Genomic DNA, 25,797 nt, shown 5'->3' with positions numbered 1-25,797 from the left:
ATAAATATTTCTAAAACTTCAATGAAGGGAATCTTAAAGGAACAATTTGGAATAAATGCCATCAGGGTTGAAAGACTAAGCGGATTAGACAATGCCAACTACCTTGTTGAAACCCCAAGAGAAAAATATATTTTCAAAACCTACCCGGCGACTGAGAATACCCATTCATTGGTAGAAGCAGAAAACAACGCACTTCTGTTTTTGCAAAACGAAGGTCAAAGAAATATACAGACCCCTATTCCATCAAGGAACCAAAGCTATACGGCTATAATAACCATCGATGGGCAGGAATATATTTGCAGAATGTTGTCTTATCTGGAGGGCAAGTTTCTGGCAGATGTACCGCATACAAAAAAATTATTCCAGACTTTTGGCAAATTTCTTGCCCAACTAGATCTTAAACTTCAGCAATTTACTGATTTCAGAGTCGCCGCCAGAAAATTGAAATGGGATATTCAGCAGCTGCATTTAATTAAAAAATACCTTAAAAATATTCCGAATAAAAAAGATAGAAGTCTTGTTCACTACTATATTAAGCAATATGAAGAAAATGTAACACCGTTCCTTACCGAGTTAAGAACTTCTGTAATCCACAATGATGCCAATGAATTGAATGTGCTGGTTGACAGGGAAGAGATTACTGGAATCATAGACTTTGGCGATATGGCGCAAACCTTTCTCATTAATGAGCTGGCTATAGCAATTACCTATGCATGCTATGATAAAGATAACCCATTGGATTGGGCTGCCATACTAATAGAATCCTATCATGAAATACTGCCCCTTCAGGAGAAAGAATTAGAAGTGATTTATTACCTGATTGCTGCCAGGCTCTGCATAAGCGTCTGTTTTTCTGCCAATGCAAGAGAAATAAATGGGGATAATGAGTACGCTTTTGTGAGTGAAAAATATGCATGGCAGATGTTAAATCGTTGGTTGGCTATCAATCCAATAGCAGCGGAAAATTGCTTTCGTAAGGCAGCCGGATTTCCTGCAAAAAATTCGCAGCCTGTGGAGAATATACTTAAGAAGAGATATGAACATATGAGTTCCATTCTCTCGGTTAGTTATGATACCCCTATTTATATGAAAAAGGCAGCATTTCAATATATGTATGACGCCTATGGCAATACCTATTTGGATGCTTACAATAATATTCCGCATGTAGGGCACTGCCACCCTAAAGTAGTGGATGCCGGTCAGCGGCAAATGGCTAAACTGAATACGAACACAAGGTATCTTTACGATTCTTTAAATGAATATGCGGAAAAACTTTTATCGAAATTTCCCGACTCATTGAACAAAGTATATTTTGTGAACTCCGGTAGCGCAGCAACAGACCTGGCCCTGCGGATGGCTGCTATTCATGCCGGGAATGAAAAAATAATGGTTCTGGAGCACGGTTATCACGGAAACACCAGGGCAGCGATTGATGTGAGCTATTATAAATTTAACAATCCAAAAGGGAGCGGAAAAAAAGAACATATATTGGTGGCTCCTATTCCAGATACTTACAGAGGAAAATATACCAATGATAATGGCAGTGCAGGAAAAAGTTATGGGGAAGAAGCCATTAGACTTATTGAAAATTCCGAAACGCCGATAGGCGCATTTATTTGCGAACCAATTATAGGTTGCGGGGGCCAGGTGCCATTGGCTAAAGGTTATTTAAAGCACCTATATCCTGCAATACGGAATCAGGGTGGTATTTGCATAGATGATGAGGTTCAGTTAGGATTTGGTCGTCTAGGGAATCATTATTGGGGGTATGAAGCACAGGAAGTTGTCCCGGATGTTGTTGTACTTGGAAAACCCATGGCTAACGGGCATCCTATGGGAGCTGTTGTCTGCACTTCTGAAATTTCAGCATCTTTTGAAAAAGGGGTAGAGTTCTTCAGTTCATTTGGAGGCAATCCGGTGTCCTGTGCCATTGCTTTGTCGGTTATGGAAGTTATTGAAGAAGAAAATTTACAGGAAAATGCCAAACTTGTGGGGGATTATTACAAATCATTATTGAAGGAGTTGCAAAAAAAGTATCCATGTATTGGGGATGTGAGGGGTTCCGGCTTATATCTTGGGGTTGAAATTATTAAGGATAATAGCATGGATCAGGATACCGGCCTGGCTCAATATATAAAGAATGAACTGCGAAACAGACACATACTTATTAGTACAGATGGTCCGTATGACAGTGTTTTGAAAACAAAGCCTCCTTTGCGGTTTTCCAAAGAAGATGCCTTTAAAACGGTGGAACAAATAGATATGGTATTGGAAGAATATTATAAAAATAAAGAAGTATGAAAGTAGCAGTTTCAGGGGCAATGGGCAGATTAGGCAGCGTCATTGCAAATGGTATTTCCAGAGCAAATGATATGCAGCTTTCGGGGGCCTATGCACCTGGTTATAAGGGGAAAAATGTGGCAGGAATAGGGGCAGAAGACGCCATAGAAAATATAAATGCTGAGATACTGGTGGAATGCGCACATCCTGCGGTGGTGATGGAAAACCTCAAAAAGTGGCATGCCCGGGGAATGCGTGTTGTTGTGGGAACTTCTGGTTTTACGGAGGAAAGAATAAATGAACTTAAATCTTTTTGGAAAAAAGATGATCCGGGATGTCTGATAGTACCTAACTTTTCCATAGGTGCAGCACTGATGATGCGTTTTGCGGAGATGGCTTCCCCTCATTTTGATTCAGCGGAAATCATTGAACGGCATGAGGTGATGAAACCAGATGCCCCATCTGGCACTGCCTTGGCTACGGCCATGCGAATGGGAAAATACAGGGATTACGAAGTGCAGGAAGATAAGACCGAAGTAGTTAAAGGTGCTAGGGGAGGTTTGGTTTCAGGGGTGCGTGTTCATTCCTTGCGTATGAAGGGGTTGCTATCGGATCAGGAAGTAGCCTTTAGTAATGCGGGTGAAACTTTCTCCGTACATCATAGTAGCGCGTCTTATGAATCGTTCGTTAATGGCGCTTTACTAGCTATTCGCTATGTGAACACTATAAGAGGTGTGGAAACAGGCCTGGATGCCGCTCTGGATTTCCAGAACGGCAATAGTTAGCCGGGGAGCTTTTTTATTATTCCAGGGGGAAGGATCAAATATCTAATGCTTCTACTTTTGCTGTGTATCTAAGAACTAACTTCTCCCAGTCCACCACAGGTGTCATGGTGTCTCGATGCATGTGGGTTGATAATCCTGGAATAGGGGAGAAGCAAACCGAACTGCTCAGGAAACCAAAACCATGCCTTCCAAAGAGCCTTCTGCTAATCACTCGATCGGCATTACCTGAACTGCCTGCTCTTGCTTTCACTGAAGCTTTTTTGAATAGTGCCCTATGTTTTTTAATAGTGGAAGATTTTGTAAGGAATGTTAAGGTAATATTGTTCACCTGCCTCCAGTGGCAATCATTTGAAAATAGGATTAAGGAGGATTTGCAGTTCCCCGCGTCATAACGATCCGGATAATCCGGGGGAAAAATAAAAAGGTCTTTATCTTTTAAAATTACTTCTCGGAATAGGCTAAAGAACTTCTTTTTTTGTTTAAAAAGAGTTTCTCGTTCATCCAGAAAATGATCTATAAATTCAAAGGCATGAGGCACATGCAGGTAATCATCTTCACAGAAGTAGATCCATTCATCATTTGGTATTGTAGCTACTATTTTTAGCGTTTCTCTGAAGGACGCATCATTTCCAAAGTTGCCAAGATGCAATTCAACTTCGAAGTGGTTAAAAAAAGCAATCATTTCTTCAGAAAGCCTATCCCCTACAACGATGATCTTAAAATCCAGGTCTTTTAGTGATTCAACCAAACTAAGAAAGCATAGCTTGATAAGCTGCCCTTTCTCCAAATTAAAAGGTCTGGGATTCTTGTTAACGGCATTGACAATATCACAAGTCCTAAAGATGATGTTGTATTTTCTTTTGGGATCCAAATCTGAATAGATTATATTAATTTATTGTTAGGATAAACACACAATTTTAGGTGCAACCATTGCAGTTTTTCCTTTTCAAAAGTACAGTAAGTAAATGTAAAAGATTATGCTTAAAATAATTCTACCTCAAATTTTTCTCTTTACTGTAAAATGGTCGGTCCTGTGAATTATTTGTGCATTGGGTTTCTTAAGAATTAGATGCCCATGATCATAGGTTAGCAAATAGGATATAATTTTACCCTTGATCTCCAGGTCAGTAATTGTTAACCCGGAAAGGGTTTTTTGATTATCTAAGAAGGATTCATCAAGTGTCTAATGCTTCTGCTTTTTCTATGTATTCAAGAACTAATTTTTGACAAACTCCGGTGATATCTTTCCTTAAACTTAATCTGCAAATTCTTCCATCACAGGCCGCATTAACCCGCTTCGCATAACATGAGAAATGGAGCGCATGTTTTCTATTGTTTGAGACGGATCTTTTTCCAATACAATCAGATCGGCGATTTTCCCTTTCTCCAAAGTCCCGAGATCATCCAATCTGTCCATGGCCAAGGCACCATTTTTAGTTGCCATGGTTAAAATATCCAGAGGAGTAACACCCGCCTCCTCCATGGCGTTCATCTCAGGATAGATGGAAATCCCATGGAGAGTGCCCGGATTGCCTGCATCTGTGGCAACTGCAATGGTAATACCCGCATCGTAAAGTAATTTAAGATTTGTGGCTCTAATCTGTTCTCTTTCTTTCAGGTAGCTATCGGTTCGCTTCAGGTATTCATCAATATCATATTGCTCTGAGGACCAATATTTCATAAAACGGGTTGATGCATTTAGAAGGCCTTTCGTCCTTTCATCCACAACATCATTGGGGTCTTCAAATTGAAATCCATATTTCAAAGCTCTATATGCATTGTAATATCCCCGGCTTACAATAAGTGTTGGGCAGTAAATGACATTTTGGCCTTTTGCCAACGCTATGAATTCATTTGTAACGATAGTATCATCTATACTATGCACTAACACTTTAGCCCCCAACCTAAGGGCTTCTGTAGCCTGGTCCAGATTGGTGGCATGTACGATCATTTTATTGCCAAGACGGTCAATCTCTGTTTTTACGGATTGAAGGTTTGTCATGAAAGTTGAATCTTTGAGATTCAGGCTCCAGATCTTGATGCCCGTGGCACCTAAGGCATGATTATTATTGACCACTTTTTTACCTTGTTCAGATGATATAATAGAATACATGACTGTGTCCTTAGAGGTGTTGAAGGTTACGATACGCTCAGCAGGCACAGGAGTTAATAAAGGTCCTGATGCTGCTACATGCGGGGCGTTCAAATTATTTTCTGCCAGCTTAGGCAACTCGAGACTCCAGGGAAATCCGCCAACATCATAGACGGCCGTCACTCCGGATCGAAGATAGGATTCAAAATAGGGCTCGGGATTTGTGCTAACAAAATCCTGTAACTCTTCATAATTAATGGAATCCCGGATATCAAGGGCATCTGGCCGGGAATCAAAAAAGCCGGTCTGAAAAAAATGGACGTGAGCATCAATCAGGCCGGGAGTGATAAACTTTCCGGACAAATCAATGGTGGCAGAATTGCCGGGTATGGGTGTGGATTCATCACCAACTGCCTCAATTTTCCCGTCTTTAATTACAATAATTCCATTTGGTATGCTATTTCCATTACCGTCGAAAATAGTTGCTCCTTTCAGCGTCTGATATCCAGGTTCAGCTGGTTTACCGCAGTTAATCAAACTTATGGCTATAGCCAGGAAGACGGTAAGTAATATGCTATTTTTCATAAATTATTTCAATTTTAATCTATCAATCTCTTTTTCCACGTCTGCAATAAGTTGCTCTAAATTTGTACGAGCAACTTGTTGCCATTTTAAACGCACTAATAACCAGTTCTGTAATCTAACAATTACATTTTTAAATATGGCGTCCTCCCTTAAGGATTCTATATTTTTAGGTGTATTTATAGCTTCTACAGCAAATGAAACTGTTTTATCAATTGTTGGAGATGATAAAAAGCGATCATTCATAAGTGGGATTAATTCTTCATTAATAATTTCCAGATTTATATTTTCACGAGTGAGGATATTTTTTAAATGACGTTCATACATTTCTGTGACTCTAATGCGTAAGCTATCATTGCTCAAGCTATTAATACCCTGGCTTTCAATAAATTTATAGGACGTGTTTGAAATGTTGAACAGACCATCCATATTAATATTTTCGAATGCTTGTTTTAAGCTATCATCCACTGGTTTTGCCTTATCAAAATAATCTAGAATAAGGACAGCGGATAATTCTCTGTGTCTGGTTGTGTTATAGGTTTCTATAATTTCGTTTAAATTGGTTTCCAGGTCATTCTTTAGTTCGTTTAAAATTTTGATTTCTTGCTTAGCCGTTTTTTTATCTTCATTCCAATTGTTTATTTGCAGGGCTATTAAGATTCCAATGACAACCAAAACGATTTCTCCAATTCCATATAGTAAGTATTTGGTAAACCTATTTTCGGCTAGTAGTTTCTTCCGAATTCGCCTAAAAAAATTGATCATTATCTAAGTGGTAGTTTGGTTACGACCGCAAGCGGCTATCTCAACCAATGGTCCGGTATTTGGACAAATGGTATTAACTTATGACTAATATACGTTCTTGTTTGTTCGTTTTTTTATTTCAATAAGCTTTTTTCATTTGAAATTTTTGAACTTTATTTTCTAAAATATCAACGACGTAAATACTCCCTTCATCATCGATTGCAATGTCGTGATACCTTGCTATCGGGCCATCATAAAAAGCGGTTCTGCCAAATTGTATTTGCAGGTTTAAATCCAAATCAAATCGAAAAATATCAGAACCTTTAACAATAGTATCGTTTACAGTCATATAATCTATTCCAAACAGGTTGTCGTTTTGATTGTCAATAGCAACAGAATATAGTTGTTCGGTTATTTTATTTTGCCAAACGGCAATGAAATTTCCTTTACTATCAAATTTTTGAATTCTGTTGTTCTCACGATCTGCAACATAAACATTATCATCTCTATCTAAATCAATTCCGTGTGGAATGTTAAATTCCCCCTGCTTATTTCCGAATTTGCCCCATTCAAATAAGTATGTTCCGTCTTTAGAGTATTTAACTACTCTGCTGTTGCCGTAGCCATCACTTACGTAAAAAGAACCATCGTCTGAAACGGCGACATCCGTGGGAAGATTGAAATGTTCCGCATCATTTCCGGCAATTTGGGCTTCACCTAACTTTAAAAGTAGCTTGCCATCTGCACTAAACTTAAAAACCTGATGCAGGGCAACATCGGTAATCCAGACATTATTGTCTTTGTCAACTTCCAGGCCATGTGGCATTATAAATAAATCGGCCCCCCAACTTTTTAATATTTCACCTGTTTGTTTATCAATAACCAGAATAGTGTTCTCCTGAATTTTATCTTCTGGCATTGGTTCTTGCCAGACTCTGCTTGCTCTGTGAAAGACCACAATATTATTTTCAGAGTCCGTTCCAAGTCCGGTAGGGTTTCCTAAAACATGGTCTTCTGGCATTTTTAGCCAGTTTTCTACCAAAACGTAGGTATCTGGATTTTTTGGTTCTTTTCCTACCTCTTTTTTTTCATGGCTTTTACAGCCTAACACCAGAAAAGCTGTTAGAAAGTAAAATATGCCAATAAGTCTATATAGCATCTATTGGTAATTGTTTGGTTTAAATAATGTACAACGGTCTCGTATGAACATCAATTATTCGTTTGAAGGTACTAATTTTCAATATAGAATAGCGTTTGCAAATTAATGTGCACATTCTTGTCATTTTCATATTAAGCAAGCACGACCAGGTTTTGATTTCGGTTTGACTACCTGTTTCGGCATTGGGTTTGGTGGTCATAGATATTTTAACCAGCGAAATAAGACCGATTAAATATATGACATTTGGAAAGGGGAATAATGCCTGGCAGAATTATTCATGCACTATTTCCCTGAATTTGCGCAGTTGCTCAGGATCTTTATTAATTTCAAAGGATCTCGATTTCTTTCCTATTCCACTAATTCCACCGGCAAAGGAGCCCGCCAGTAATCCAAGTGTTCCAAATACCAATGCGTTATCTCCGCCTGAGTTTGTGCCAAAAGCACCTCCATCTGCCCCTTGCGCAAAACCATAGATAATTCCTGCCGAAGTGCCAGCCAGTGCACCAATTCCAATATTATGCCCCAGAGCGCGCTTTGTTTTTATCCTTCCAATTTCAGATACCTCAATTGAAATGTTTTTTTTGTGTCTCATTAATAAAATTGCATTATCCTGGATAGAAACGAGCTTTCCTTTGCTAAATTTTATGCCCTGTGGATTATATATCCTAAGAAAAATATTTGTATCCTCCATATTTTCCTGAGCGGATATCGTAAGACTAATGCAAGACATAAAGAGTAAGAATAAAGGATTATTTCGTTTCATTAGTTCGTTTTAATATCTACACAAGGGTCTTGAATAAGAATAGTTCCGGGTCCAGGTGGGAGGTTTTTTTCATAGGAAAATCAGACGCGGTAAACTTGTAACTACTTTTAGGCACGTCTAAATTTAGGTAATTATTTTTATTCAGTTCCGGGAGTGGTAATTATTTGATTTCCGTCCGGGTTGAATGGAGCATTTCCAGTCGCCATCCATTTTCCGTTAAAATTGCGGTCGCACTTTCCAGCCAATGAATTTTTCTGATTATTTCGTTGTCCAGAGAAAAAGTAGCCTGGTTTTTGTATGCAACCCAGGCCATTCCTTCTGAGACTTTAACTTCAATAAATTCAATGGTGTTCAGTCGATTGGAAATTGGGTTTTTAAGTACGGCTTTGTCCAGATAATCTGAAATGGAGTCGTTATTCCACACCTCTCCATTTTCCAAAAGCAGAAAATCTTTTGTGTAGTACTTATCAATGTTTTTAGAGTTCAATTCAGACCAAATTTCGTCAAAAGACCCAATAATCAAATTTTTTATATATGATTTGTCGGTTTCTAATGTGTTCTGGCCAAATGATATCGTTGCGCAAAATATCATTAAAATTATAGGATTAAGTCTTTTCATTTGTAGTGATTTAAGTTATTGCCAAGTTACAGAATAAGCTCCCTTTTTAAAGGCGTTTATGTCTTAATATAAGCGTTTAAAAAATCTTTTCTTCTAAAATAGCAGGCAATTGACATCAAAACCAATAAATGGAGGATAAAAAGCCAAAGAGGTCCACATAACCCGAAATATTGCGGGATTTTAAGTTATATTAGTCCTTATAGTACAACTTGGCAACAACTTTGACCAGTCTGTAACAATGATAAAATTCTTTAGTGGTCCGAATAGAAAGGAAAGGTCTTGCAGGCCTTAGGTAGTGAGGAGCCACCTTACTCTGCCATAGTGGCTGGGCCATGGCGGTGTCGGTGCACAGGCCAGAAAATTAAAATAAATGATCAAGTTTTTCAGACATATTAGACAACAATTATTGCCAGAAAACAAATTCGGTAAATATCTGATTTATGCTTCGGGAATTCTTATTGCAATATCCTTTTTAGCGTCATGTAAAACCGACAAAAATGGTGACGCGTCTGGAACATTGGATCTGGGTGTGGTCAATTTTAATCCTAAATCACATACATGTGAGACAAGTAAGTGCTATAAATTTACTTCATCTTCCTCTCAAGTATTCGAAACCAAAACCGGAGTTTTAAGGATAGATGAGCCTGAAGGAGATATAATTGGAACTGTTGTAATGTACTCAGGTGGAAACGGTAATTTCTTCTATGGTGCAAAAAAATCAGGTAATACCATAATAGAAGAATCATTAGAAAAAGGATATCGTGTAATTCAAATAAAATGGAACGAAGGATGGTTCAAAGGTAGTAAGGAGAAAAGAGAAGGCTTTCGTAAATTGGCTGTTCATCCTGCTTCAATTACTCAGTATATCTTTGATAATTTAGTAGAAAGGGATAAGCCGTTTATTCTTTTTGGCAGTTCAGGAGGAGCTGCACAGATAGCCTACATGCTTAGTTTTTATGGAATCGATAGTATCACAGACAAGGCTATTATTTTTGCTGGTTTTTGGATGGGGAGGTTAGATATTGGATGTTTTGATAGCGATCCTCTAAATAGTCAGCTCCATTATTCTAAGAGAGCCAGAACAGTAATCGATCAAAGTTTAGGTTTTAATTTAGATGCAAAAGGGCCTTGTGAACTGCGTGATACTACCTATTATGAGGTTTATAAAAATAGCAGTATTTCTCATGGAGGGAGGTACTATTATCCAAATACCAGTGTTTACCTTATTTATGGGGGCAATGATCAGGTAGGTGCTTTAAATCAAGGGCTTACTTATTATGAAAAACTGGCGTCTGTAGGGTCTCCGTATGTCCACATGCAAATTGTTGAAGGTGCCGGACATGGAATTTTACGAGATTCATTGGGATTTGAAACAATTAGAAAAATATTATTTACTGAGGTAGATTATAAAACGAATACTAACAATAAATAAACGGCATAAGAACGATCATTTATTAAGGTCGTTAGTAGTCTTATCAATTAAAGTAAGATGATGATCCTAAAAACATTTCTGTTTCTCTTATTAGGGTGTATTACTGGCATTCATTCGTTTGCCCAGGCTAGCAAAATCTTGACAAACGTATCAATTAAGAGTGAAATTCTCTCCAGGGACAAACTGTTCAATATTTATCTTCCACCAGACTATGATTCCTCTCAGGAAGTTTATCCGGTCCTTTATCTTTTACATGGAAGCGGAACGCGACCTGACTTACATCAAAGGTTGGTGGATGCAGGTTTTCAGGGTAAAATGGATAGTTTAATCGCGAGTGGTAAGGTTAACCCGATGGTAGTTGTTATTCCCGATGCAGAAATGACATTTTACCTGAATAACATAAATGGTGATTATCAGTTTGAAGATTACTTTATTGAAGAACTTGTGCCTGCTGTTGAAAAAAGATTTAAATGTGGAGGGGAAAAAGCTTTTAGAGGAATAGCCGGACAATCAATGGGTGGCTTTGGCGCCTTGCTATATAGTCTGCACCATCCGGAATTATTTAATGCCTGTGCTGTCCTGGCAGCTGCCATTAGAACTGACGAACAGATTGAAGAGATGCCATATGAGGATTTTTTGAAAAATTATAAAAGTGCCTTTGGAGAAATTAATAGGAACACAGTAAGGATAAATGACTTTTGGAATTCAAATAGTATCCTTTATCTCATTAGCAATTTGCCAATTAAAAGAATCAGTCAAGTCAAGTACTATATTGATATTGGTGACGATGACCACTTGTATAAAGGGAATTCCTTATTTCATATCAAACTACGTGATTTGGAAATTGCCCATGAGTATAGGGTAAGGGATGGTAAGCATAATAGAATTTACTTCCGCACTGCCTTGGATGATGCATTAATTTTCATCAGTAATAATTTCAACAATCCATTAACGACTACTAACAAAAGATAAATTACATTAAAAAACTTTTTATCAAGACCGTTGGAAATAACTAGTAGAGCATAACGAAACTAAATCATAATTTTATTGAAAATGAAGAATTTTTTACCAATTACAATCTTTTTGCTGTTGAGCATAACATACACCCATGCACAATGGACAAATAGATACCCAAAAGTAGATGGCTATGGGCATCATGTTTATCTTGAAGGCTATGAACTGCCTGTTCTCAATTCGGGCCCGATGGATCCTGCTCCATCACCCACAAACGACCAGCTTGTGTTTTCAGCAAAAGGATGGTTATGGCTCTACGAACCCAATACATCAAAAGCAACAAGAGTTACCCATTCCTCCGGCATGGATGCCAGGCCTAACTGGTCTCCTGATGGGAAGCAAATCGTTTTTGTAAGAGATACCGGGTCAGATACGCAGATTGTGTTATTAGATCTTCCCTCAAAAAAAGAAACTGTTCTTGTAGATTCGGATAGATTAGAATTAGACCCTATATTCTCTGCTTCCGGTAAGTTTATCTATTATTCTTCAGCAAAAAACGGATCATTCGATTTATGGAAGCTAGAATTATCCACATCAAAAGAAACTTTACTTACCACATCAAAAAACCTTGAAAGGTTGCCTGTTCCTTTGATCGATGAAGCCAAAGTGATTTTTCTGGAAAAGAAAGGATTCTCTTATGATGCCATTATGCTTCATGATCTATCTGAAAACACTTCTTCCCATCTGGTACAGGAAAACTTCGCATCCCAAGCAGCCTTTTCGCTGTCCCCCAATAATGAAACCCTGGTGTATACCTGGCCAAATGGAGATAATTATGAACTAAATCTCCTGAATATTAATGTTCCTGAAAGCAGAATGCTCCTAACCAAAGGATCCGGTTTGCCCCTTGTTCCTAAATTCAACCATGAAGGTGACTGGGTTTACTATGCGGAGTATAATAAGCAGGAAATATCTGAATTGAAAAGAATAAGTGTATTTGGCGGGGAACCAGAAACCCTGAACGTAGAAGTGTGGGATTGGCAAGCACCAACCGGCACCTTGCACATTGCAAGCAATGTTGATGGACAGAAAGAAGCAGTTCGGCTAAGCATTTCTGATAGCAATGGGCATCCTGTTATCCCGGGCCGTGGCGTTATACACAGTGAAGGCCAAAATGGAATGGTCTTTTTTTACTCTTCCGGGGAGGTTGAAGTCCGGGCCCCTATCGGTGAAGTAACGATTACAGCAACTCATGGTTTTGAAACCGAAAAGCAAGTGCAAAAGGTCAAAATAGCAGAAGGAAATAACAAAGTGACATTGAATTTGGAAAGAATATGGGATGCCAGTGCAGAAGGATGGTATGCTGCTGACAATCATTTCCATCTTAATTATGGAGGTACGAATCAACTAGACCCTGAGGATATCTTAGTTGATCTTGCGGCAGAAGGTATCGATATTGGCTACCCGCTTGTGGCCAATTTAGGTAATCGGTTTTTGGAAAAACACCTGATGAACTATCAAAATGAGGGAAGCCCGATATTAAAATTCGGACAGGAAGTTCGTTCCCATTACTTTGGACATCTCAACATAATCGGAACCAGGGAATTGTATTGGCCATGGGTATGGGGGCCATCTTATGATATCTATGGAAAAGATGACAGGTTAAATGCGGAGCCCTTAAGGTTTGCCAGAAATAAAGGAGCTTTAGCCGGATATGTACACCCTGTCTCAGTACAGGATCCATTTCAGGAAAAATCGCATCAATCTATACCAAAGGCTTTAGTCGCGGATGGTATTTTGGGAGAGGTTGGTATCCTCGAAATTGGTTGTTTATGGACTGATGAAATCGGAACGGCTTCCCTATGGCATGAGTTTTTAAATCTGGGCATTCCAATGGCCATGTCTGCCGGTAGTGATGTGATGAACAACTTTTACAGAACCATGGCAATAGGGGCTACCAGGGTATACGTAAAACCGGAAGGCCCTTTGACTGAACAAAGCTTTTTAAAAGGTCTTATAAAAGGAAGAAGCTTTGTGAGCAATGGCCCGCAACTGGTATTCAGTGTAAATGGCAAAGAGGTAGGCGAAGTGGTAACAACCAAGAAAAAGAATGTTAATTGGACGCTTAACACCTATTCGCCGGTACCGTACGACAAAGTTGAAATATTCATCAATGGCGAAGTGGTATGGTCAACGAAAAGTAAAGATGGCAATAGTTTAAGTTATAAAGGTTCTGTTAAAGTTCCGGAAGGTGGGTGGGTTACCGGTCGGGTTACAGGGAGCAAGAGTGAGTGGCCTGTGATGGATAGTTATATATATGCAGAGAGTTCACCAATTTGGTTCAATGTAATAGGAAGTACGTCTTCTGCTGCCAAAGTAGTAGCAGCCAATAAACTTCTGGAAATATTAAAAGTGTCCGAAAATATGACGAAACAGGCATATGGAGATAATCCGGCACCTAATATTACCGCTCATTTCGAAAAGGCCAGGCAAAAATTGCTGACTATCATTGAAGATGTTGAATGAAAATATGCTCCACAATAATGGCTATAATTCCTTACCTTATGAAGAACAACTAACTTTTACTTCTCATGATTGGCTTCTTCCGTAAAATCCGCAAGAAACTCGCAGATGATAACCAGTTTTTTAAATACGCCAGATATGCTATTGGTGAGATTGTATTAGTGGTTGTTGGGATATTGATTGCCTTGCAGATCAATAATTGGAATGAAAAAATCAAGACCCAAGAGAATGTACAAGCTCAATTGATTAACCTTATTGATGCGATCGAAAGTGATGTAAAAAGCTATGAAAATCTTTTGTCCCAAGAAGGATTTCGATTTCATGCTGTAAAATACTTATTAGGACTGGCTGAAGAAGAAATTCTCATTTACAGTTATGACTACCATAAATTTCCAAAGAATCAATGGTCTTTTATGTGGGACAAACCAATTCCCGAAGAATATGATGAGGAATATATTACAACTTGTTTATCTATCTTAGATAATGGCCCAACTGGATCAATTATAAATAAATCAGCTATTAGTGAGTTTAATTCTACTGGATTGTTCTCTTCATTGAAAAATGTAGAACTCAAAAAGAAAATCAATGAATATTACATCTATACTGATACTAGGTATGTTGGTCGGGCCTGGGAATACAAACTTGATATATCTCTGCAAATAAGGGATTTCTTGCTCGATCAACACCAAATAGATAGCAGAAGGGTAAGAGATGTGAAAGGCATGATAGAATTATTTAAAAATGATACTGTAATAACTTCAAAGCTCCACATTTTGCTAGATAACATATCTTGGAGCTGCCAGACATTTTTGAACAGTAGCCAAATGGCCTTGCAGGTATTGGAAGACATTAAGACCGAGTTGAATCAATTAAATAATTAACTTAGGACAATGACTCTGTACGAATACAAAATACTTTTTGAAGATGACCATTAGGATACTGTATTTTCAAAAGGCAAGTTCCTAGATATTCATATTGATGGCAACACCAATTATATCCTTTATGCTATATTTAATAATTCCTTACCCTAGGAAGAACAACTAACATTTACTTCTGATGATTGGTTTATTTAGAAAAATCCGTAGAAAACTGGCCGACGATAACCAGTTCTTCAAATATGCCAGATATGCAATTGGCGAGATTATATTGGTTGTGATTGGGATATTGATTGCGTTGCAGATTAATAATTGGAATGAGTGGAGGAAGGAGAGAATTATCGAAAAAAGCATTTTACTGGAGTTAGAGAACAATTTAGAAAGAAACCTTGCTCTTATTGATATCGCTGCCGCTGAGATGAATGAAATAAACAAGAGCACCGGGACTATGATAGAGATTATTGCGGAAAGAAAGCCGTACACAGATACATTGAAGTATCATTTTAGCCAATTTAACAGGTCAGGTTCTTACCTGTTAAATTTAAACACAAATGGGTACGAATCTCTTAAAAATATTGGTTTTGAAATTCTTACTTCAAAAGTGCTTAAGAATGAAATCTTATCGCTATTTGAAACAAGTTATCCAAGCTATGTCCAGGAGACAGAAGTGGTCAATGCCACCTGGGGGAGTAATCCCATGTGGATGCAAGATTATTTTTACATTGGACCCTCTGATCCAGGCTTAATTCCTCTGGACTATGGTTCTCTGATAGAAGATAAAAAATTTATGACTATTGTCCGGGAGATAGAGGGTGGAAGAAATAGAGTTTTTAAGGTGATGATGTTGTGTAAGAAGGAAACCGAAAGAGTCCTCCAACTTATTAAGGATGCGTTGCAGTAAAATTGAAACACCAGCAAAAACTATGAAGACCAAAGTTATCCGTTGTGCTTCAATAATCCTGCGCCGGCCTGCTTGGCCGTCCGCGTGCGGCTGAAGCATTATCGGAGGCGCAAGTAACCTGGCTCCGAAGGCCGAAAGGCTTCGGAATAGAAACTATAACCAATGATAAAATTCTTTAAAAAAATCCGTCAACATCTACTTTCAGAAGGTAAAACTGGAAAGTATCTTAAATACGCTATTGGTGAAATTGTGTTGGTAGTCATTGGAATTTTGATTGCATTGCAGATTAATAATTGGAATGAACTTAGAAAAATTCACATCCAGGATATTGAGTTTCTGAACAATTTGAAAGTTGAATTGTCAGTAGATATATCATCACTTAGGGAAAGAAAATCTCATTATCAGAGAATTAATGATAACATAAAAAACACCATAAAGTTGTTTGATGGTGGTGTTCAAAGTCTTACTCCTGATGAACATCAGGAAATCGTTTCGGCTCTGACTGATTTTCAAATACTTACTCCGATTAATAAAAACATCAATCGAAATGATTTAGTAATTGCGCAGGGTACGATTGATAGAATTGATAAAGAATTGAATCGCAAATTCTTAACCTACCTTCAAGAAACCCAATCTATTAATGCTGCTATTACAAAACTGGGGGAAACATTGCAAGAACTTGAAATACTTCACATTCATCCAAATGTCGATTACAATGAAATAAATCCAAAAGCCAATAAGGTTGATTTCGACTTTAACGAAATCTTTAATAAAAGAGGGGTCAGAAATGCATTGGAAAAATCATTCAGGTATCGCAGAGCATACATTGGTGATATGTCTCGCAAAATAGCTGACGCTGAAAACCTGATCGCCAGCATTGATGATCAATTAAATGGAGCAGATTAAAAATAACGAAAGGCTAACAATAACCAATGATCAACTTCTTCCATTATCGAAACAGAATTTTGCAAATGCAAAATCAAATGTCCAGTGGACTCCCGATAGTTATCGGGATGGTTGAGATAGCCGCTTGCGGACGTCTTGAAAATATTATTAGAAACTATGATTAATTTTTTTAGGGGAATACGCAGAAAACTCGCAGACGATAACAAGCCCTTAAAATACATGAGGTATGCTATTGGGGAGATTTTATTGGTGGTTATTGGGATTTTGATTGCCTTGCAGATTAATAATTGGAATGAAGTGAGAAAAGACAAGGTATTGGAGAAAAAACTGCTAGAGAATTTAGTCGATAATTTAGAGCAGAATGAGGCTTTGATGGAAAATCGGTTTCACTTTATCAACTATTTCCGTGGCGCAGGGCAGCATATAATTAATGTCCTTGATCAAAAAATGCCATACCACGATTCCCTTTCCGTGATTTTCCATAGTGCCCTAATGAATACCTCCGGATTTAAACTCGCCGATATGGGATATGAATCCATTAAAAATACAGGTTTTGAAATTGTTCAAAATGACAGTCTGAAAAAAGAATTGATGTTATTTTTTGAAGAAACACAACCACGTTTTCATGTAGAATTGGAATGGGGTGATGTAGACAAAGCAGATAGGGAGAAGTTTATTGACGAACATTTTGTTCAGAAGATTTATAAGAACGATGAGGATGTGTTTTATATTCCTTTTGAACCAGACAAAATACTGCAAAACTATTATTTTATTGCCCTTATTAATAAAACTGAAGGTCAACGTATGTACTTTTTAGACCTGATTACCGATCACAGAGAAGAAAACCAGCGAATTTTGCACATGGTGAGGCAAGAATTAAAAAAATCTGATTGATTGTATAAAAGAGATAAATAAGAAATTTAAAAATAACGAAAGGCTAACAATATATATAAACCATTAAAAGGATCTATATAAGAGACTGTTAGCGGTTATTATGATACAAAACTTAAAATAATGGAAAAAGCATATAAAAATTTAGGTTACGTTTTGCTTTTATTGATTCCGTTTACGTTTTTCGGTTTTTACAAAACCTATTTTAATCAGTTTCCAACATTTGAAGAGACTAATACCTATATTCATATTCATGCCGCAATTGCTTCTATATGGATTTTGATGCTTATAGCCCAACCCCTGTTAATAAGAAAAAAGAAATATAAACTGCACCGTCTGGTGGGGAAAATTTCATACTGGGTTTTCCCCCTGCTTATTTTATCTTTTATTCCGGGAATGGTAAGGATAGCCAATTCAGATGCCCCGGCCATTTTATTTTTTCCTTTATCGGATGTTATTATGTTAGTGTTGTTTTATTCACTGGCAATTTATTATAAGCTCAACACTCCAAAACATATGAGGTATATGATCGGTGCAGCACTGGTTTTTCTAGACCCTACATTAGGCAGAATTGGAATTTTCTGGTTAGGGCTGTCAGATAAAGTAAATCAGAATGTTTTTTGCATGGTGATATATCTTATCCTGATCGGGTTAATATTTCTCGATAGAAAAAATGGCAGGAATTATAAACCATATTTGTTGATCATCTCACTATGGATAATCCATCAAATTACGTTCAATTTGATATTCTGACCTTTCAATTGCCAAAGCCAAGTTCCTGGATATTTATATTGATAGTAACACCAAGTATGTCCTTTATGCCATAGATAATAATTCCTTACCTTAGGAAATAGATAACTTCACCAACTATGAAAACTAAAATTACTTTCCTGGCTATGGGAATTGTAATAGGAATAGCGCTTTTATACTTGCTACAAAATTCATTTAAAGATTCCGCCTTTACACCTCTTCCTGAGCCTTACTACACAATTTTATATGAGAATGAAAATGTTCGGATTGTAGACCATGTTCTTAAACCTGGAGAAAAAGAACCCATACATCATCATCCACCTATGTACGCGTATTTTCTTGAGGATGCCGAATTAAGGATAAATATCGTTAATGATACCGTTATGGAACGTTCATTCAAAAAAGGACAAAAATTTAAGATAAAAGATGTCGTACATTCAATTGAAAATACAGGCTATACAGAATTTCACTCCTTGCTAATTGAATTAAACGAGTAAATATTTTTAAAATATGATCAACTTCTTTAGAGGACAGAGCGTTAAAAAAACATTCAGCGAATGTTTTTAGTGAATGGGCCAGCCGGCGGGAGGGCATTAAGACTAAGACTATGATAAATTTCTTTAGACGTATTCGCAAAAAACTCGCAGACGATAACAAGCCTTTGAAATACATGAAGTATGCTATAGGTGAGATCTTATTGGTAGTTATTGGGATACTAATAGCCTTGCAGGTCAATAATTGGAATGAGGATCGTAAAAGTAAAGTTGTCGAAATTGAGTTGCTCAAAACTATAAGAACAGATTTGGATAGAACCTTAATCGATCTCAAAAACGACTATGAGAGTCATCTAGAAAGTCAAAAAAATGGCAATAAGTTCAAACGCTTCTTATTAGGTGAGAATATGTTAGAGGATTCAATATTTCTGCACTTTAGTTCTTTGAGTCAAGACCGACATTTTTTCCCAAATTCATCAGGTTATGAATCTTTTAAATCCTCTGATATGAATATAATTTCAAATGACTCACTTAGATTAGAGATTACGGAACTATACGAACTCACTTTCCCAAGGATAAAAGAATGGGATGAATCGAATCCTAGATGGGATATCAGCATGGCACTTCATCCTTATTATAAAAAACATTTCATTTTAACAGATCAAATAGTAGGGAATCAATTAAATTATTCCCGATATCCTGAATATAAATTCAAAATAAAATCTATCTCTGAGATTAGAAATGATAATGAATTACAAATTGATCTCCAGGAAACATTTCAGATTAGAAGGCGGAAAATTGGTTTGAATTTTGCGGGGATTGATCGAATAGAATTGGTTCTTGCACATATAAATAGGGAACTTGGAAAATTAAATACGTATGATTGACTATTTCTATATGGAAAAAATAACTAAGGCGGGTGAAGAAAGATAAGGAAAGGCTGGCAATCTTCCCCAACCACCAAAACATCCATGATATTGCATAATGTGGTGGTCTTGATTTTAAGTTCCTTATAATAATTCCTTACCTTAGGAAGAACAACCAACTGCTTCCTTTCCATGATTAACTTCTTTAGAAAAATCCGTAAAAAACTCGCTGATGACAACCAGTTTTTTAAATACGCCAGATATGCTATTGGTGAGGTTGTATTAGTGGTTGTTGGGATATTAATTGCCTTGCAGATCAATAATTGGAATGAAAACCGCCAGATTCAAAATCAGGTTAATCTGCAATTAAAAAATTTGAAAACTGCAATTCAATCTGATATTGAATCACATGACAGGGTTCTTGGGATGGAAGGGTTTAGATTTCATGCCATAAAGTATATATTAGAAATGGCCGGTGAAACCGTTAGACTATATGATTACCAATATGATGAATTTCCTAACCAACCTCGGGTTTTGTGGAACAAACCTATTCCTGAGGGTTGGGATCGAGCATATTTTGAGGCATGTTTTTCAGCGATCGATTTGAGCACAGTAGGGTCGTTTATAAATGATAAAGCCATTATAGAATTTGGCAATTCGGGTCTGTTTTCTGCTTTGAATAACCCAGAATTAAAATCGATAATTAACGAATACTATCTTAATGCAGAAATGTGGTTTTCCGGGGCATTGTGGGATAATAATCTAGAAATAACAATGAAAACTAAAGATTTATTAGAGAATCAACATCAGATTGATCTTAGAAGGATGAGTGATGTAGAAGATCCAATTAGACTTATTAGAGAAAACAAACTTATTATAATCAGGTTACATACCTTATTAGATAAGGTTTCTTTGACTTGTGAAACACTTGTTAATAGCAGGAAAAGGGCTGAACAGGTCATATTGTCAATAGATCAGGAATTAGAACAATAACGAAAGCACAACAAAGACTATAATTAAAACAATCTAATTCTGCATTATAACTGCACTCAACATAATTAAATTGCTACAATGACTCTTTACGAATACAAAATGCTATCAGAAGATGAGCAGTACGATACTGTATTTTCTAAAGGAAAGTTTTTGGATATTGTTATTGAAGGCACTAAAAATATGTCCTTTACGCCATAGATCTGTTCTTTGTTGAGGTTATTTGGGATAATGAAAAGGATGAGATAATAGGCAAAGGAACATTTAAAGAAGGAGATAGCCCGGGTTTATATAGCAATGTTCCTAAGAAGATTTGAATAATAAAGTCTTTATTCATGTCGTAAATAAGAATGTAGGAAAGAAACGATTTATATTATCAGTAAACCATTAAAATCAATCGATTAAGAAGGTTCTAATGTATTCAATACGGTTCTTAATTCTATGTCCAAAAAAAATCTGTATCATTTCTAAACTCATAAGGAAAAACCCATTCTAATATCAAGGAAGTTCGCCACATGACCATGTGCTTTCAGATTGATTCCAATGTTAAAATGCTTGTTAATCCTGTATACCAGCCCGTATCTCTGATACACATCCGAGTGCAAAGGATTAGGGTTGTTAAGATAGACTCCAAATTGCTGACTGAAAAGAAACTTTCCTAATAAGAATTCAAGACCAACTGCTATTCCGGCGTTCACAGGACTAGCTTCATCTCCGTTCTGTTCAAGTACATATCCGGTACCATTATCATACATGACTTCCCCTCCCAAGGTGTATGCAATTACCCGGGCAAACTGCTTGCTCCATTTTATTTCCAGACCAGGGGAAAGCAGAAATAGATTATCTCTCGGTTCTTCATAGGCCATAAAAAAAGTAAAATCCAGCCTTTTTTGAGGCGGGCCAAGATCTCTCCAGTTGTTGACAGCTCTTTTCTTAAATTCAAACTCTTTTAGATAATAGGCCATACCAATACCTATAGAGGGCCAGTTAATACCCTTATTAGGTTGGCTGACGCCACCGTTTGAAATGTGGTTATATACCAGTGTCCCATTCAGTAACCAACGGGATTTGATTCTAAAGTGTACCGTTCCTCCCAGTTGCAAGGGAAAACCTATATAGGTACTGTAGCTCTGATTATCCGGATTTGAAATCGGATCATATGGGGAGTTCTGATACGATAAACCAAGACCTGCCCGCACGGAATAATTTACTCTGCCCTTGGTATTAAATACAGGTTCTATATAAAAGAGTCCCGTTATCCCTTGTCCAAGCACTTCCTTATTGTCAAATCCCCAATAGGTGAGCGCAATACCAAGTTTTGGATAACACATACATGACTCCCATGCTTTTTGAGATATTTTGTGCCAGGCCAAATCCAATTCAATGCCAGTAGGGTAGGAATCCTCAATTGGTCTGAGCTCCCGGCTGTGGATAAGTACCGAACCTAGGTGAAATTTCAGTCCAACCAGCTTCACTGAATTAAGTGAGTCACTTGTATTCTGAGAGAAAGAATATTCTGTTGAGTAAAGGAAAATTGCAATAAATAAACACCAAATTCTCAAACCTGACCACATTTTAAATCGATAATTGTCGCCTAAAAATATCTAACACTAATTTACGAAGCAAAACCTTCATTTAGATATATTTCTTTTGGTCTTCTTTGGCGGATATTGCCGGAACAAATGATCATCCCAGCTCAAACATTTTGAACAGGCAAAAGCACACATTACATCCGGTTTTTGCGTGTATCTGCACTAGAGGCGGAGAATTACCTCTCCCGATAACTATCGGGATCGGTTTGTCGCGCCCGAACATCTTTAAAAAAGAAAAGTAAGCCTTACAGGCTAACTTCTTTCGTTTCTTAAACTCTCGCTCGAGCAAACTCGGGTCTGTTTTAGAAACAAAAAAAGCCAGAGCTTTGCTCTGACTTTTCTTCTCATCTGTACTCGAGGCGGGACTTGAACCCGCACGGCCATAATGGCCATTGGATTTTAAGTCCAACGTGTCTACCAATTCCACCACTCGAGCCTAACTACCTTGGTAGCGGCTGCCTGAACACGGGCAGCACGTGGTTCTTAATTTGAGCGAAAAACGGGATTCGAACCCGCGACCTCCACCTTGGCAAGGTGGCGCTCTACCAACTGAGCTATTTTCGCGTATTTAGAAAATAGCCCTTCAGTTTTTGAACCCTTATTGCTGTGGCAATGTGGCGCTCAACTCCCGATAACTATCGGGAAGCTATTTTCGCGTATTTAGAAAATAGCCCTTCAGTTTTTGAACCCTTATTGCTGTGGCAATGTGGCGCTCAACTCCCGATAACTATCGGGAAGCTATTTTCGCGTATTCTAAAGAACGTGGCACCTCAAAAATGGTTGCGGACGCAAATTTAATACAATTCTATAGAAAGCAAAGAACTTTTAACCAAAAAGAACAGGAAGATGCCTATTAAATGTAAAAAAAATTATCCCGGATTATGGTGCCCCGGATCAGAAGTAATTAGTCCACTTAAATCAGGAAGTAGCTTTTTTATTCTTGGTGAGCATTCGTTTAATTTCGTTAAGTTTCATCAATGCTTCAACAGGGGTTAGAGTATTGATATCTAAATGCATCAGTTCCTCCTTTATCCGCTCAAGCAGAGGGTCATCCAGGTTAAAAAAACTGAGTTGCATTTCATTTTGTGCCGCCTGCAGATTATCTGTGAGTTCTTCGCTGGAATGCGATTTTTCCAGTTTTTTTAAGATCTTCCCGGCCTTATGGATAACCTGCTGGGGCATACCCGCCATTTTAGCCACATAGATCCCAAAACTGTGCTCACTTCCCCCGGGCACAAGCTTCCTTAAAAACAAAACCGTATCCTTTAACTCTTTTACAGCAACATTGTAATTCTTTATCCGCTCAAAAGTGGTTGCCATTTCATTGAGTTCATGATAATGGGTGGCAAAAAGGGTTTTTGCCCTTGCCGGATGTTCATGCAAATATTCAGAAATAGCCCAGGCAATGGAAATACCATCATACGTGCTGGTACCCCTTCCAATTTCATCAAGCAGGATTAAGCTTCTCTCCGAAAGATTGTTGAGGATAGATGCCGTTTCATTCATTTCCACCATAAAAGTAGATTCTCCAAGGGAAATATTATCACTGGCACCAACTCGCGTAAAAATCTTGTCAACATAACCTATCTGGGCGGCTTCTGCCGGAACATAACTTCCCATCTGCGCCAGCAAAACAATGAGCGCGGTTTGTCTTAATATGGCTGATTTACCACTCATATTGGGTCCTGTAATCATTATAATTTGTTGAGATTCCCTGTTTAAGACCAGATCGTTGGGAATATATGCTTCGCCTAAGGGCAGTTGCTTTTCAATAACAGGATGCCGGCCATTTTTTATGGAAATTTCAGTACTGTCGTTTAAGGAGGGAGCCACATAATTGTTTTCTTTTGCCAGTTGTGTAAAACCGCACAGGCAATCAAGCCTGGCAATCTGATGGGCATTTTGTTGCACCGGAGAAATATATTCCTGCAACCATACCACTAATTGCGAGAACAACTGCTGCTCAAGACTTAGGATACGCTCCTCAGCTCCCAGGATCTTAGCTTCGTATTCCTTTAATTCCTCCGTGATATAACGTTCTGCACTCACCAGGGTTTGCTTGCGAATCCAATCTTCAGGAACCTTCTCCTTATGCGTATTGCGCACTTCAATATAGTATCCAAAAACATTATTGGATGCAATTTTCAGGGATGTAATGCCGGTTCGTTCTGTTTCCCTTTTCAGCATCTGGTCCAGATGGTCCTTTCCGGTAAAGGCTAGCTCCTTGAGTTCATCCAGCTCTGCAGAATATCCTTTTGCAATAACATTGCCTTTGAGAACATTAATTGGGGCATCTTCCTGCAACAGCTTTTTTATTTTTTCGCGAACCTTATCGCATGTATCTAACTGATCTCCTAATAACCGCAAGGATTTGTTTTCACTTTGGACAATTAATTGTTTTATGGGTACAATGGCTTCCAGTGAATTTTTTAATTGCACGGTTTCCCTGGGATTCACTTTGCCGGTGGCAACTTTGGAAATAAGTCGTTCAAGATCTGCAATATGTTTAATACCATACTGTAGTTTATGCAGTGAGTCTTCATTTTCAATGAGATAAGAAATTACCTCATGCCTGTTCCTTATTCTTTCAATATTCTTAAGAGGAAGTGCCAGCCAGCGTTTTAACAGGCGCCCGCCCATGGCGGAAATAGTCTTGTCGATAACGTCTATAAGCGTAACAGCATTCTCATTTTGTGAATGATACAATTCCAGGTTTTTTATGGTAAACCTGTCCATCCAGATATATTCCTCCTCTGCTATTCTTTGTATCTTTTGAATATGCTGTAATTGATTATGCCTTGTATCGGAAAGATAATGCATCACCGCCCCTGAAGCAATTATGCCATACTTTAGCTGAGCAATACCAAAACCTTTTAAAGTTGCCGTCTTAAAATGGTTGGTAAGGGTCTCCCGGGCATAGTCCTCCTGAAAGATCCAGTCTTCCAGAAAGAAAGTGTGCAAACCAGCGCCAAAAGCTTCCTTGAAATCAGTCTTATGTGCTTTGGAAACCAGAACTTCATTAGGCGCGAAATTTTGAAGCAATTTATCTATTTGTTCCAGGTTGCCCTCGGCCGTTAAGAATTCACCGGTTGAGATATCCAGAAAAGAGACCCCATGCAGCTTAGCTCCGAAATGAACGGCACAGAGAAAATTATTCGATTTGGCACTTAAGATATCATCATTTAATGCCACCCCGGGGGTTACCAACTCTGTAACTCCCCTTTTTACTATTGTCTTTGTTAATTTAGGGTCTTCCAATTGATCACAGATAGCAACCCGTTGCCCAGCCTTTACTAGCTTGGGGAGGTAAGTGTTTAATGAATGATGTGGAAAACCTGCCAGCTCTGTCCTGTCGCCACCATTGTTTCTATGAGTTAGCACAATTCCAAGAATTCCTGCCGCTTTTACGGCATCTTCTCCAAAAGTTTCATAAAAGTCGCCAACCCTGAATAGCAACAGTGCATCAGGATATTTCGTCTTGATGGTGTTGTACTGCCTCATAAGAGGCGTCACTTTCTTTATTTTACCGGAATTGGCCAAAGCAGTTTATTACCCTATTTTTGTCATTCAGGGAGTAAACGAAAATACTATTTTTCCCA

Annotated in this window: 24 protein-coding genes and 2 tRNA genes; 15 read left to right on the top strand and 11 right to left on the bottom strand. The window is 37.9% G+C overall.

The annotated features are described in order from the left end of the window. The first annotated feature begins 21 nt into the window (after positions 1 to 21). Together G504_RS0115750 and dapB are read left to right on the top strand one after the other, a co-directional pair. On the top strand, positions 22 to 2,301 hold the full coding sequence (locus G504_RS0115750) for an aminotransferase class III-fold pyridoxal phosphate-dependent enzyme (protein ID WP_019671159.1): 2,280 nt from the start codon (positions 22 to 24) through the stop codon (positions 2,299 to 2,301). Further along, positions 2,298 to 3,065, top strand: a complete 768-nt coding sequence (gene dapB, locus G504_RS0115745) for a 4-hydroxy-tetrahydrodipicolinate reductase (RefSeq protein WP_019671158.1) — start codon at positions 2,298 to 2,300, stop codon at positions 3,063 to 3,065. Before G504_RS0115750 ends, dapB begins: the two co-directional genes overlap by 4 nt. A gap of 34 nt (positions 3,066 to 3,099) precedes the next feature. On the opposite strand, the gene G504_RS0115740 is transcribed toward dapB, so the two are convergent. The 6 genes from G504_RS0115740 to G504_RS0115715 all read right to left on the bottom strand — a co-directional run bounded on the left by G504_RS0115740 (position 3,100) and on the right by G504_RS0115715 (position 9,024). Continuing rightward, a complete protein-coding gene (locus G504_RS0115740; protein ID WP_019671157.1) occupies positions 3,100 to 3,936 on the bottom strand; it encodes a hypothetical protein in 837 nt (278 codons plus the stop codon). 384 nt (positions 3,937 to 4,320) lie between these two features. Then, positions 4,321 to 5,742: an amidohydrolase family protein gene (locus G504_RS0115735; RefSeq protein WP_019671156.1), complete on the bottom strand. Its 1,422-nt coding sequence runs from the start codon at positions 5,740 to 5,742 to the stop codon at positions 4,321 to 4,323. Positions 5,743 to 5,745: 3 nt separating this feature from the next. Further along, entirely contained in the window at positions 5,746 to 6,504 is a 759-nt protein-coding gene (locus G504_RS0115730) for a DUF6090 family protein (RefSeq protein ID WP_019671155.1), read from the bottom strand. A gap of 118 nt (positions 6,505 to 6,622) precedes the next feature. Then, positions 6,623 to 7,642, bottom strand: coding sequence for a peptidyl-alpha-hydroxyglycine alpha-amidating lyase family protein (locus tag G504_RS19340; RefSeq protein ID WP_019671154.1), 1,020 nt, complete (start codon positions 7,640 to 7,642; stop codon positions 6,623 to 6,625). A gap of 271 nt (positions 7,643 to 7,913) precedes the next feature. Then, complete coding sequence (locus G504_RS0115720) at positions 7,914 to 8,405, bottom strand: hypothetical protein (RefSeq protein WP_157473439.1); 492 nt, start codon at positions 8,403 to 8,405, stop codon at positions 7,914 to 7,916. 160 nt (positions 8,406 to 8,565) lie between these two features. Next, on the bottom strand, positions 8,566 to 9,024 hold the full coding sequence (locus G504_RS0115715; RefSeq protein ID WP_026348626.1) for a hypothetical protein: 459 nt from the start codon (positions 9,022 to 9,024) through the stop codon (positions 8,566 to 8,568). Between the two features lie 370 nt (positions 9,025 to 9,394). Here G504_RS0115715 and G504_RS0115710 point away from each other — a divergent pair, with 370 nt between their 5' ends. From G504_RS0115710 to G504_RS0115660, 11 genes are all read left to right on the top strand, one after another. Further along, positions 9,395 to 10,456 (top strand): alpha/beta fold hydrolase, encoded by a 1,062-nt coding sequence (locus G504_RS0115710; RefSeq protein ID WP_026348625.1) that lies wholly within the window; start codon positions 9,395 to 9,397, stop codon positions 10,454 to 10,456. Between the two features lie 138 nt (positions 10,457 to 10,594). After that, the gene (locus G504_RS0115705) at positions 10,595 to 11,428 is read left to right on the top strand and encodes an alpha/beta hydrolase (protein WP_169336924.1); all 834 of its coding nucleotides are present in this window, start codon (positions 10,595 to 10,597) and stop codon (positions 11,426 to 11,428) included. 81 nt (positions 11,429 to 11,509) lie between these two features. Beyond that, on the top strand, positions 11,510 to 13,936 hold the full coding sequence (locus tag G504_RS0115700; protein WP_019671149.1) for a CehA/McbA family metallohydrolase: 2,427 nt from the start codon (positions 11,510 to 11,512) through the stop codon (positions 13,934 to 13,936). Between the two features lie 65 nt (positions 13,937 to 14,001). Next, positions 14,002 to 14,814 (top strand): DUF6090 family protein, encoded by an 813-nt coding sequence (locus G504_RS0115695; protein ID WP_019671148.1) that lies wholly within the window; start codon positions 14,002 to 14,004, stop codon positions 14,812 to 14,814. 175 nt (positions 14,815 to 14,989) lie between these two features. Beyond that, positions 14,990 to 15,709, top strand: a complete 720-nt coding sequence (locus G504_RS19335; RefSeq protein WP_019671147.1) for a DUF6090 family protein — start codon at positions 14,990 to 14,992, stop codon at positions 15,707 to 15,709. Between the two features lie 162 nt (positions 15,710 to 15,871). Continuing rightward, positions 15,872 to 16,615 carry a DUF6090 family protein gene (locus G504_RS19915; protein WP_019671146.1) on the top strand — a complete coding sequence of 248 codons (744 nt, stop codon included), beginning with the start codon at positions 15,872 to 15,874 and terminating at the stop codon, positions 16,613 to 16,615. 26 nt (positions 16,616 to 16,641) lie between these two features. Further along, positions 16,642 to 16,779, top strand: coding sequence for a hypothetical protein (locus G504_RS19715; protein ID WP_157473436.1), 138 nt, complete (start codon positions 16,642 to 16,644; stop codon positions 16,777 to 16,779). Then, positions 16,772 to 17,509, top strand: a complete 738-nt coding sequence (locus G504_RS19325) for a DUF6090 family protein (RefSeq protein ID WP_019671144.1) — start codon at positions 16,772 to 16,774, stop codon at positions 17,507 to 17,509. The genes G504_RS19715 and G504_RS19325 overlap by 8 nt, the downstream gene beginning before the upstream one ends. Before the next feature lie 120 nt (positions 17,510 to 17,629). Then, on the top strand, positions 17,630 to 18,259 hold the full coding sequence (locus tag G504_RS0115670) for a hypothetical protein (RefSeq protein WP_019671143.1): 630 nt from the start codon (positions 17,630 to 17,632) through the stop codon (positions 18,257 to 18,259). 116 nt (positions 18,260 to 18,375) lie between these two features. After that, entirely contained in the window at positions 18,376 to 18,753 is a 378-nt protein-coding gene (locus G504_RS0115665; protein ID WP_019671142.1) for a cupin domain-containing protein, read from the top strand. Positions 18,754 to 18,863: 110 nt separating this feature from the next. Next, positions 18,864 to 19,637, top strand: coding sequence for a DUF6090 family protein (locus G504_RS0115660; protein ID WP_157473433.1), 774 nt, complete (start codon positions 18,864 to 18,866; stop codon positions 19,635 to 19,637). A gap of 23 nt (positions 19,638 to 19,660) precedes the next feature. On the opposite strand, the gene G504_RS19710 is transcribed toward G504_RS0115660, so the two are convergent. Continuing rightward, on the bottom strand, positions 19,661 to 19,810 hold the full coding sequence (locus tag G504_RS19710) for a hypothetical protein (protein ID WP_019671140.1): 150 nt from the start codon (positions 19,808 to 19,810) through the stop codon (positions 19,661 to 19,663). On the opposite strand from G504_RS19710, the gene G504_RS0115650 reads away from it, so the two are divergent. Next, the gene (locus tag G504_RS0115650) at positions 19,809 to 20,609 is read left to right on the top strand and encodes a DUF6090 family protein (protein WP_019671139.1); all 801 of its coding nucleotides are present in this window, start codon (positions 19,809 to 19,811) and stop codon (positions 20,607 to 20,609) included. The two genes, G504_RS19710 and G504_RS0115650, sit on opposite strands and share 2 nt — an antisense overlap. A 470-nt stretch (positions 20,610 to 21,079) precedes the next feature. On the opposite strand, the gene G504_RS18875 is transcribed toward G504_RS0115650, so the two are convergent. The 3 genes from G504_RS18875 to G504_RS0115630 all read right to left on the bottom strand — a co-directional run bounded on the left by G504_RS18875 (position 21,080) and on the right by G504_RS0115630 (position 22,762). Beyond that, complete coding sequence (locus G504_RS18875; protein ID WP_169336923.1) at positions 21,080 to 22,168, bottom strand: acyloxyacyl hydrolase; 1,089 nt, start codon at positions 22,166 to 22,168, stop codon at positions 21,080 to 21,082. 381 nt (positions 22,169 to 22,549) lie between these two features. After that, positions 22,550 to 22,634: transfer RNA gene (locus tag G504_RS0115635), tRNA-Leu, on the bottom strand. Between the two features lie 55 nt (positions 22,635 to 22,689). Then, positions 22,690 to 22,762: transfer RNA gene (locus tag G504_RS0115630), tRNA-Gly, on the bottom strand. Between the two features lie 134 nt (positions 22,763 to 22,896). On the opposite strand from G504_RS0115630, the gene G504_RS19705 reads away from it, so the two are divergent. Continuing rightward, entirely contained in the window at positions 22,897 to 23,055 is a 159-nt protein-coding gene (locus G504_RS19705) for a hypothetical protein (protein WP_205619675.1), read from the top strand. A 61-nt stretch (positions 23,056 to 23,116) separates the two neighbouring features. Here the strand turns inward: G504_RS19705 and mutS are convergent, their stop codons facing one another. After that, positions 23,117 to 25,699: a DNA mismatch repair protein MutS gene (gene mutS / locus G504_RS0115620; RefSeq protein ID WP_051089577.1), complete on the bottom strand. Its 2,583-nt coding sequence runs from the start codon at positions 25,697 to 25,699 to the stop codon at positions 23,117 to 23,119. Positions 25,700 to 25,797: the final 98 nt, after the last annotated feature.

This window comes from Eudoraea adriatica DSM 19308, assembly GCF_000382125.1.
GTDB lineage: Bacteria > Bacteroidota > Bacteroidia > Flavobacteriales > Flavobacteriaceae > Eudoraea > Eudoraea adriatica.
The sequence above is the reverse complement of the archived record's forward strand: the minus strand, read 5'-3'. Positions and strand labels throughout refer to the sequence as shown.

Excerpts from the sequence above, each read along its gene's own strand:
- G504_RS0115750 (WP_019671159.1), top strand. The coding sequence starts at position 22 with ATGAAGGGAATCTTAAAGGAACAATTTGGAATAAATGCCATCAGGGTT.
- dapB (WP_019671158.1), top strand. The coding sequence starts at position 2,298 with ATGAAAGTAGCAGTTTCAGGGGCAATGGGCAGATTAGGCAGCGTCATT.
- G504_RS0115735 (WP_019671156.1), bottom strand. The coding sequence starts at position 5,742 with ATGAAAAATAGCATATTACTTACCGTCTTCCTGGCTATAGCCATAAGT.
- G504_RS0115730 (WP_019671155.1), bottom strand. The coding sequence starts at position 6,504 with ATGATCAATTTTTTTAGGCGAATTCGGAAGAAACTACTAGCCGAAAAT.
- G504_RS19340 (WP_019671154.1), bottom strand. The coding sequence starts at position 7,642 with ATGCTATATAGACTTATTGGCATATTTTACTTTCTAACAGCTTTTCTG.
- G504_RS0115720 (WP_157473439.1), bottom strand. The coding sequence starts at position 8,405 with ATGAAACGAAATAATCCTTTATTCTTACTCTTTATGTCTTGCATTAGT.
- G504_RS0115715 (WP_026348626.1), bottom strand. The coding sequence starts at position 9,024 with ATGAAAAGACTTAATCCTATAATTTTAATGATATTTTGCGCAACGATA.
- G504_RS0115710 (WP_026348625.1), top strand. The coding sequence starts at position 9,395 with ATGATCAAGTTTTTCAGACATATTAGACAACAATTATTGCCAGAAAAC.
- G504_RS0115700 (WP_019671149.1), top strand. The coding sequence starts at position 11,510 with ATGAAGAATTTTTTACCAATTACAATCTTTTTGCTGTTGAGCATAACA.
- G504_RS0115695 (WP_019671148.1), top strand. The coding sequence starts at position 14,002 with ATGATTGGCTTCTTCCGTAAAATCCGCAAGAAACTCGCAGATGATAAC.
- G504_RS19335 (WP_019671147.1), top strand. The coding sequence starts at position 14,990 with ATGATTGGTTTATTTAGAAAAATCCGTAGAAAACTGGCCGACGATAAC.
- G504_RS19915 (WP_019671146.1), top strand. The coding sequence starts at position 15,872 with ATGATAAAATTCTTTAAAAAAATCCGTCAACATCTACTTTCAGAAGGT.
- G504_RS19715 (WP_157473436.1), top strand. The coding sequence starts at position 16,642 with ATGATCAACTTCTTCCATTATCGAAACAGAATTTTGCAAATGCAAAAT.
- G504_RS19325 (WP_019671144.1), top strand. The coding sequence starts at position 16,772 with ATGATTAATTTTTTTAGGGGAATACGCAGAAAACTCGCAGACGATAAC.
- G504_RS0115670 (WP_019671143.1), top strand. The coding sequence starts at position 17,630 with ATGGAAAAAGCATATAAAAATTTAGGTTACGTTTTGCTTTTATTGATT.
- G504_RS0115665 (WP_019671142.1), top strand. The coding sequence starts at position 18,376 with ATGAAAACTAAAATTACTTTCCTGGCTATGGGAATTGTAATAGGAATA.
- G504_RS0115660 (WP_157473433.1), top strand. The coding sequence starts at position 18,864 with ATGATAAATTTCTTTAGACGTATTCGCAAAAAACTCGCAGACGATAAC.
- G504_RS0115650 (WP_019671139.1), top strand. The coding sequence starts at position 19,809 with ATGATTAACTTCTTTAGAAAAATCCGTAAAAAACTCGCTGATGACAAC.
- G504_RS19710 (WP_019671140.1), bottom strand. The coding sequence starts at position 19,810 with ATGGAAAGGAAGCAGTTGGTTGTTCTTCCTAAGGTAAGGAATTATTAT.
- mutS (WP_051089577.1), bottom strand. The coding sequence starts at position 25,699 with ATGAGGCAGTACAACACCATCAAGACGAAATATCCTGATGCACTGTTG.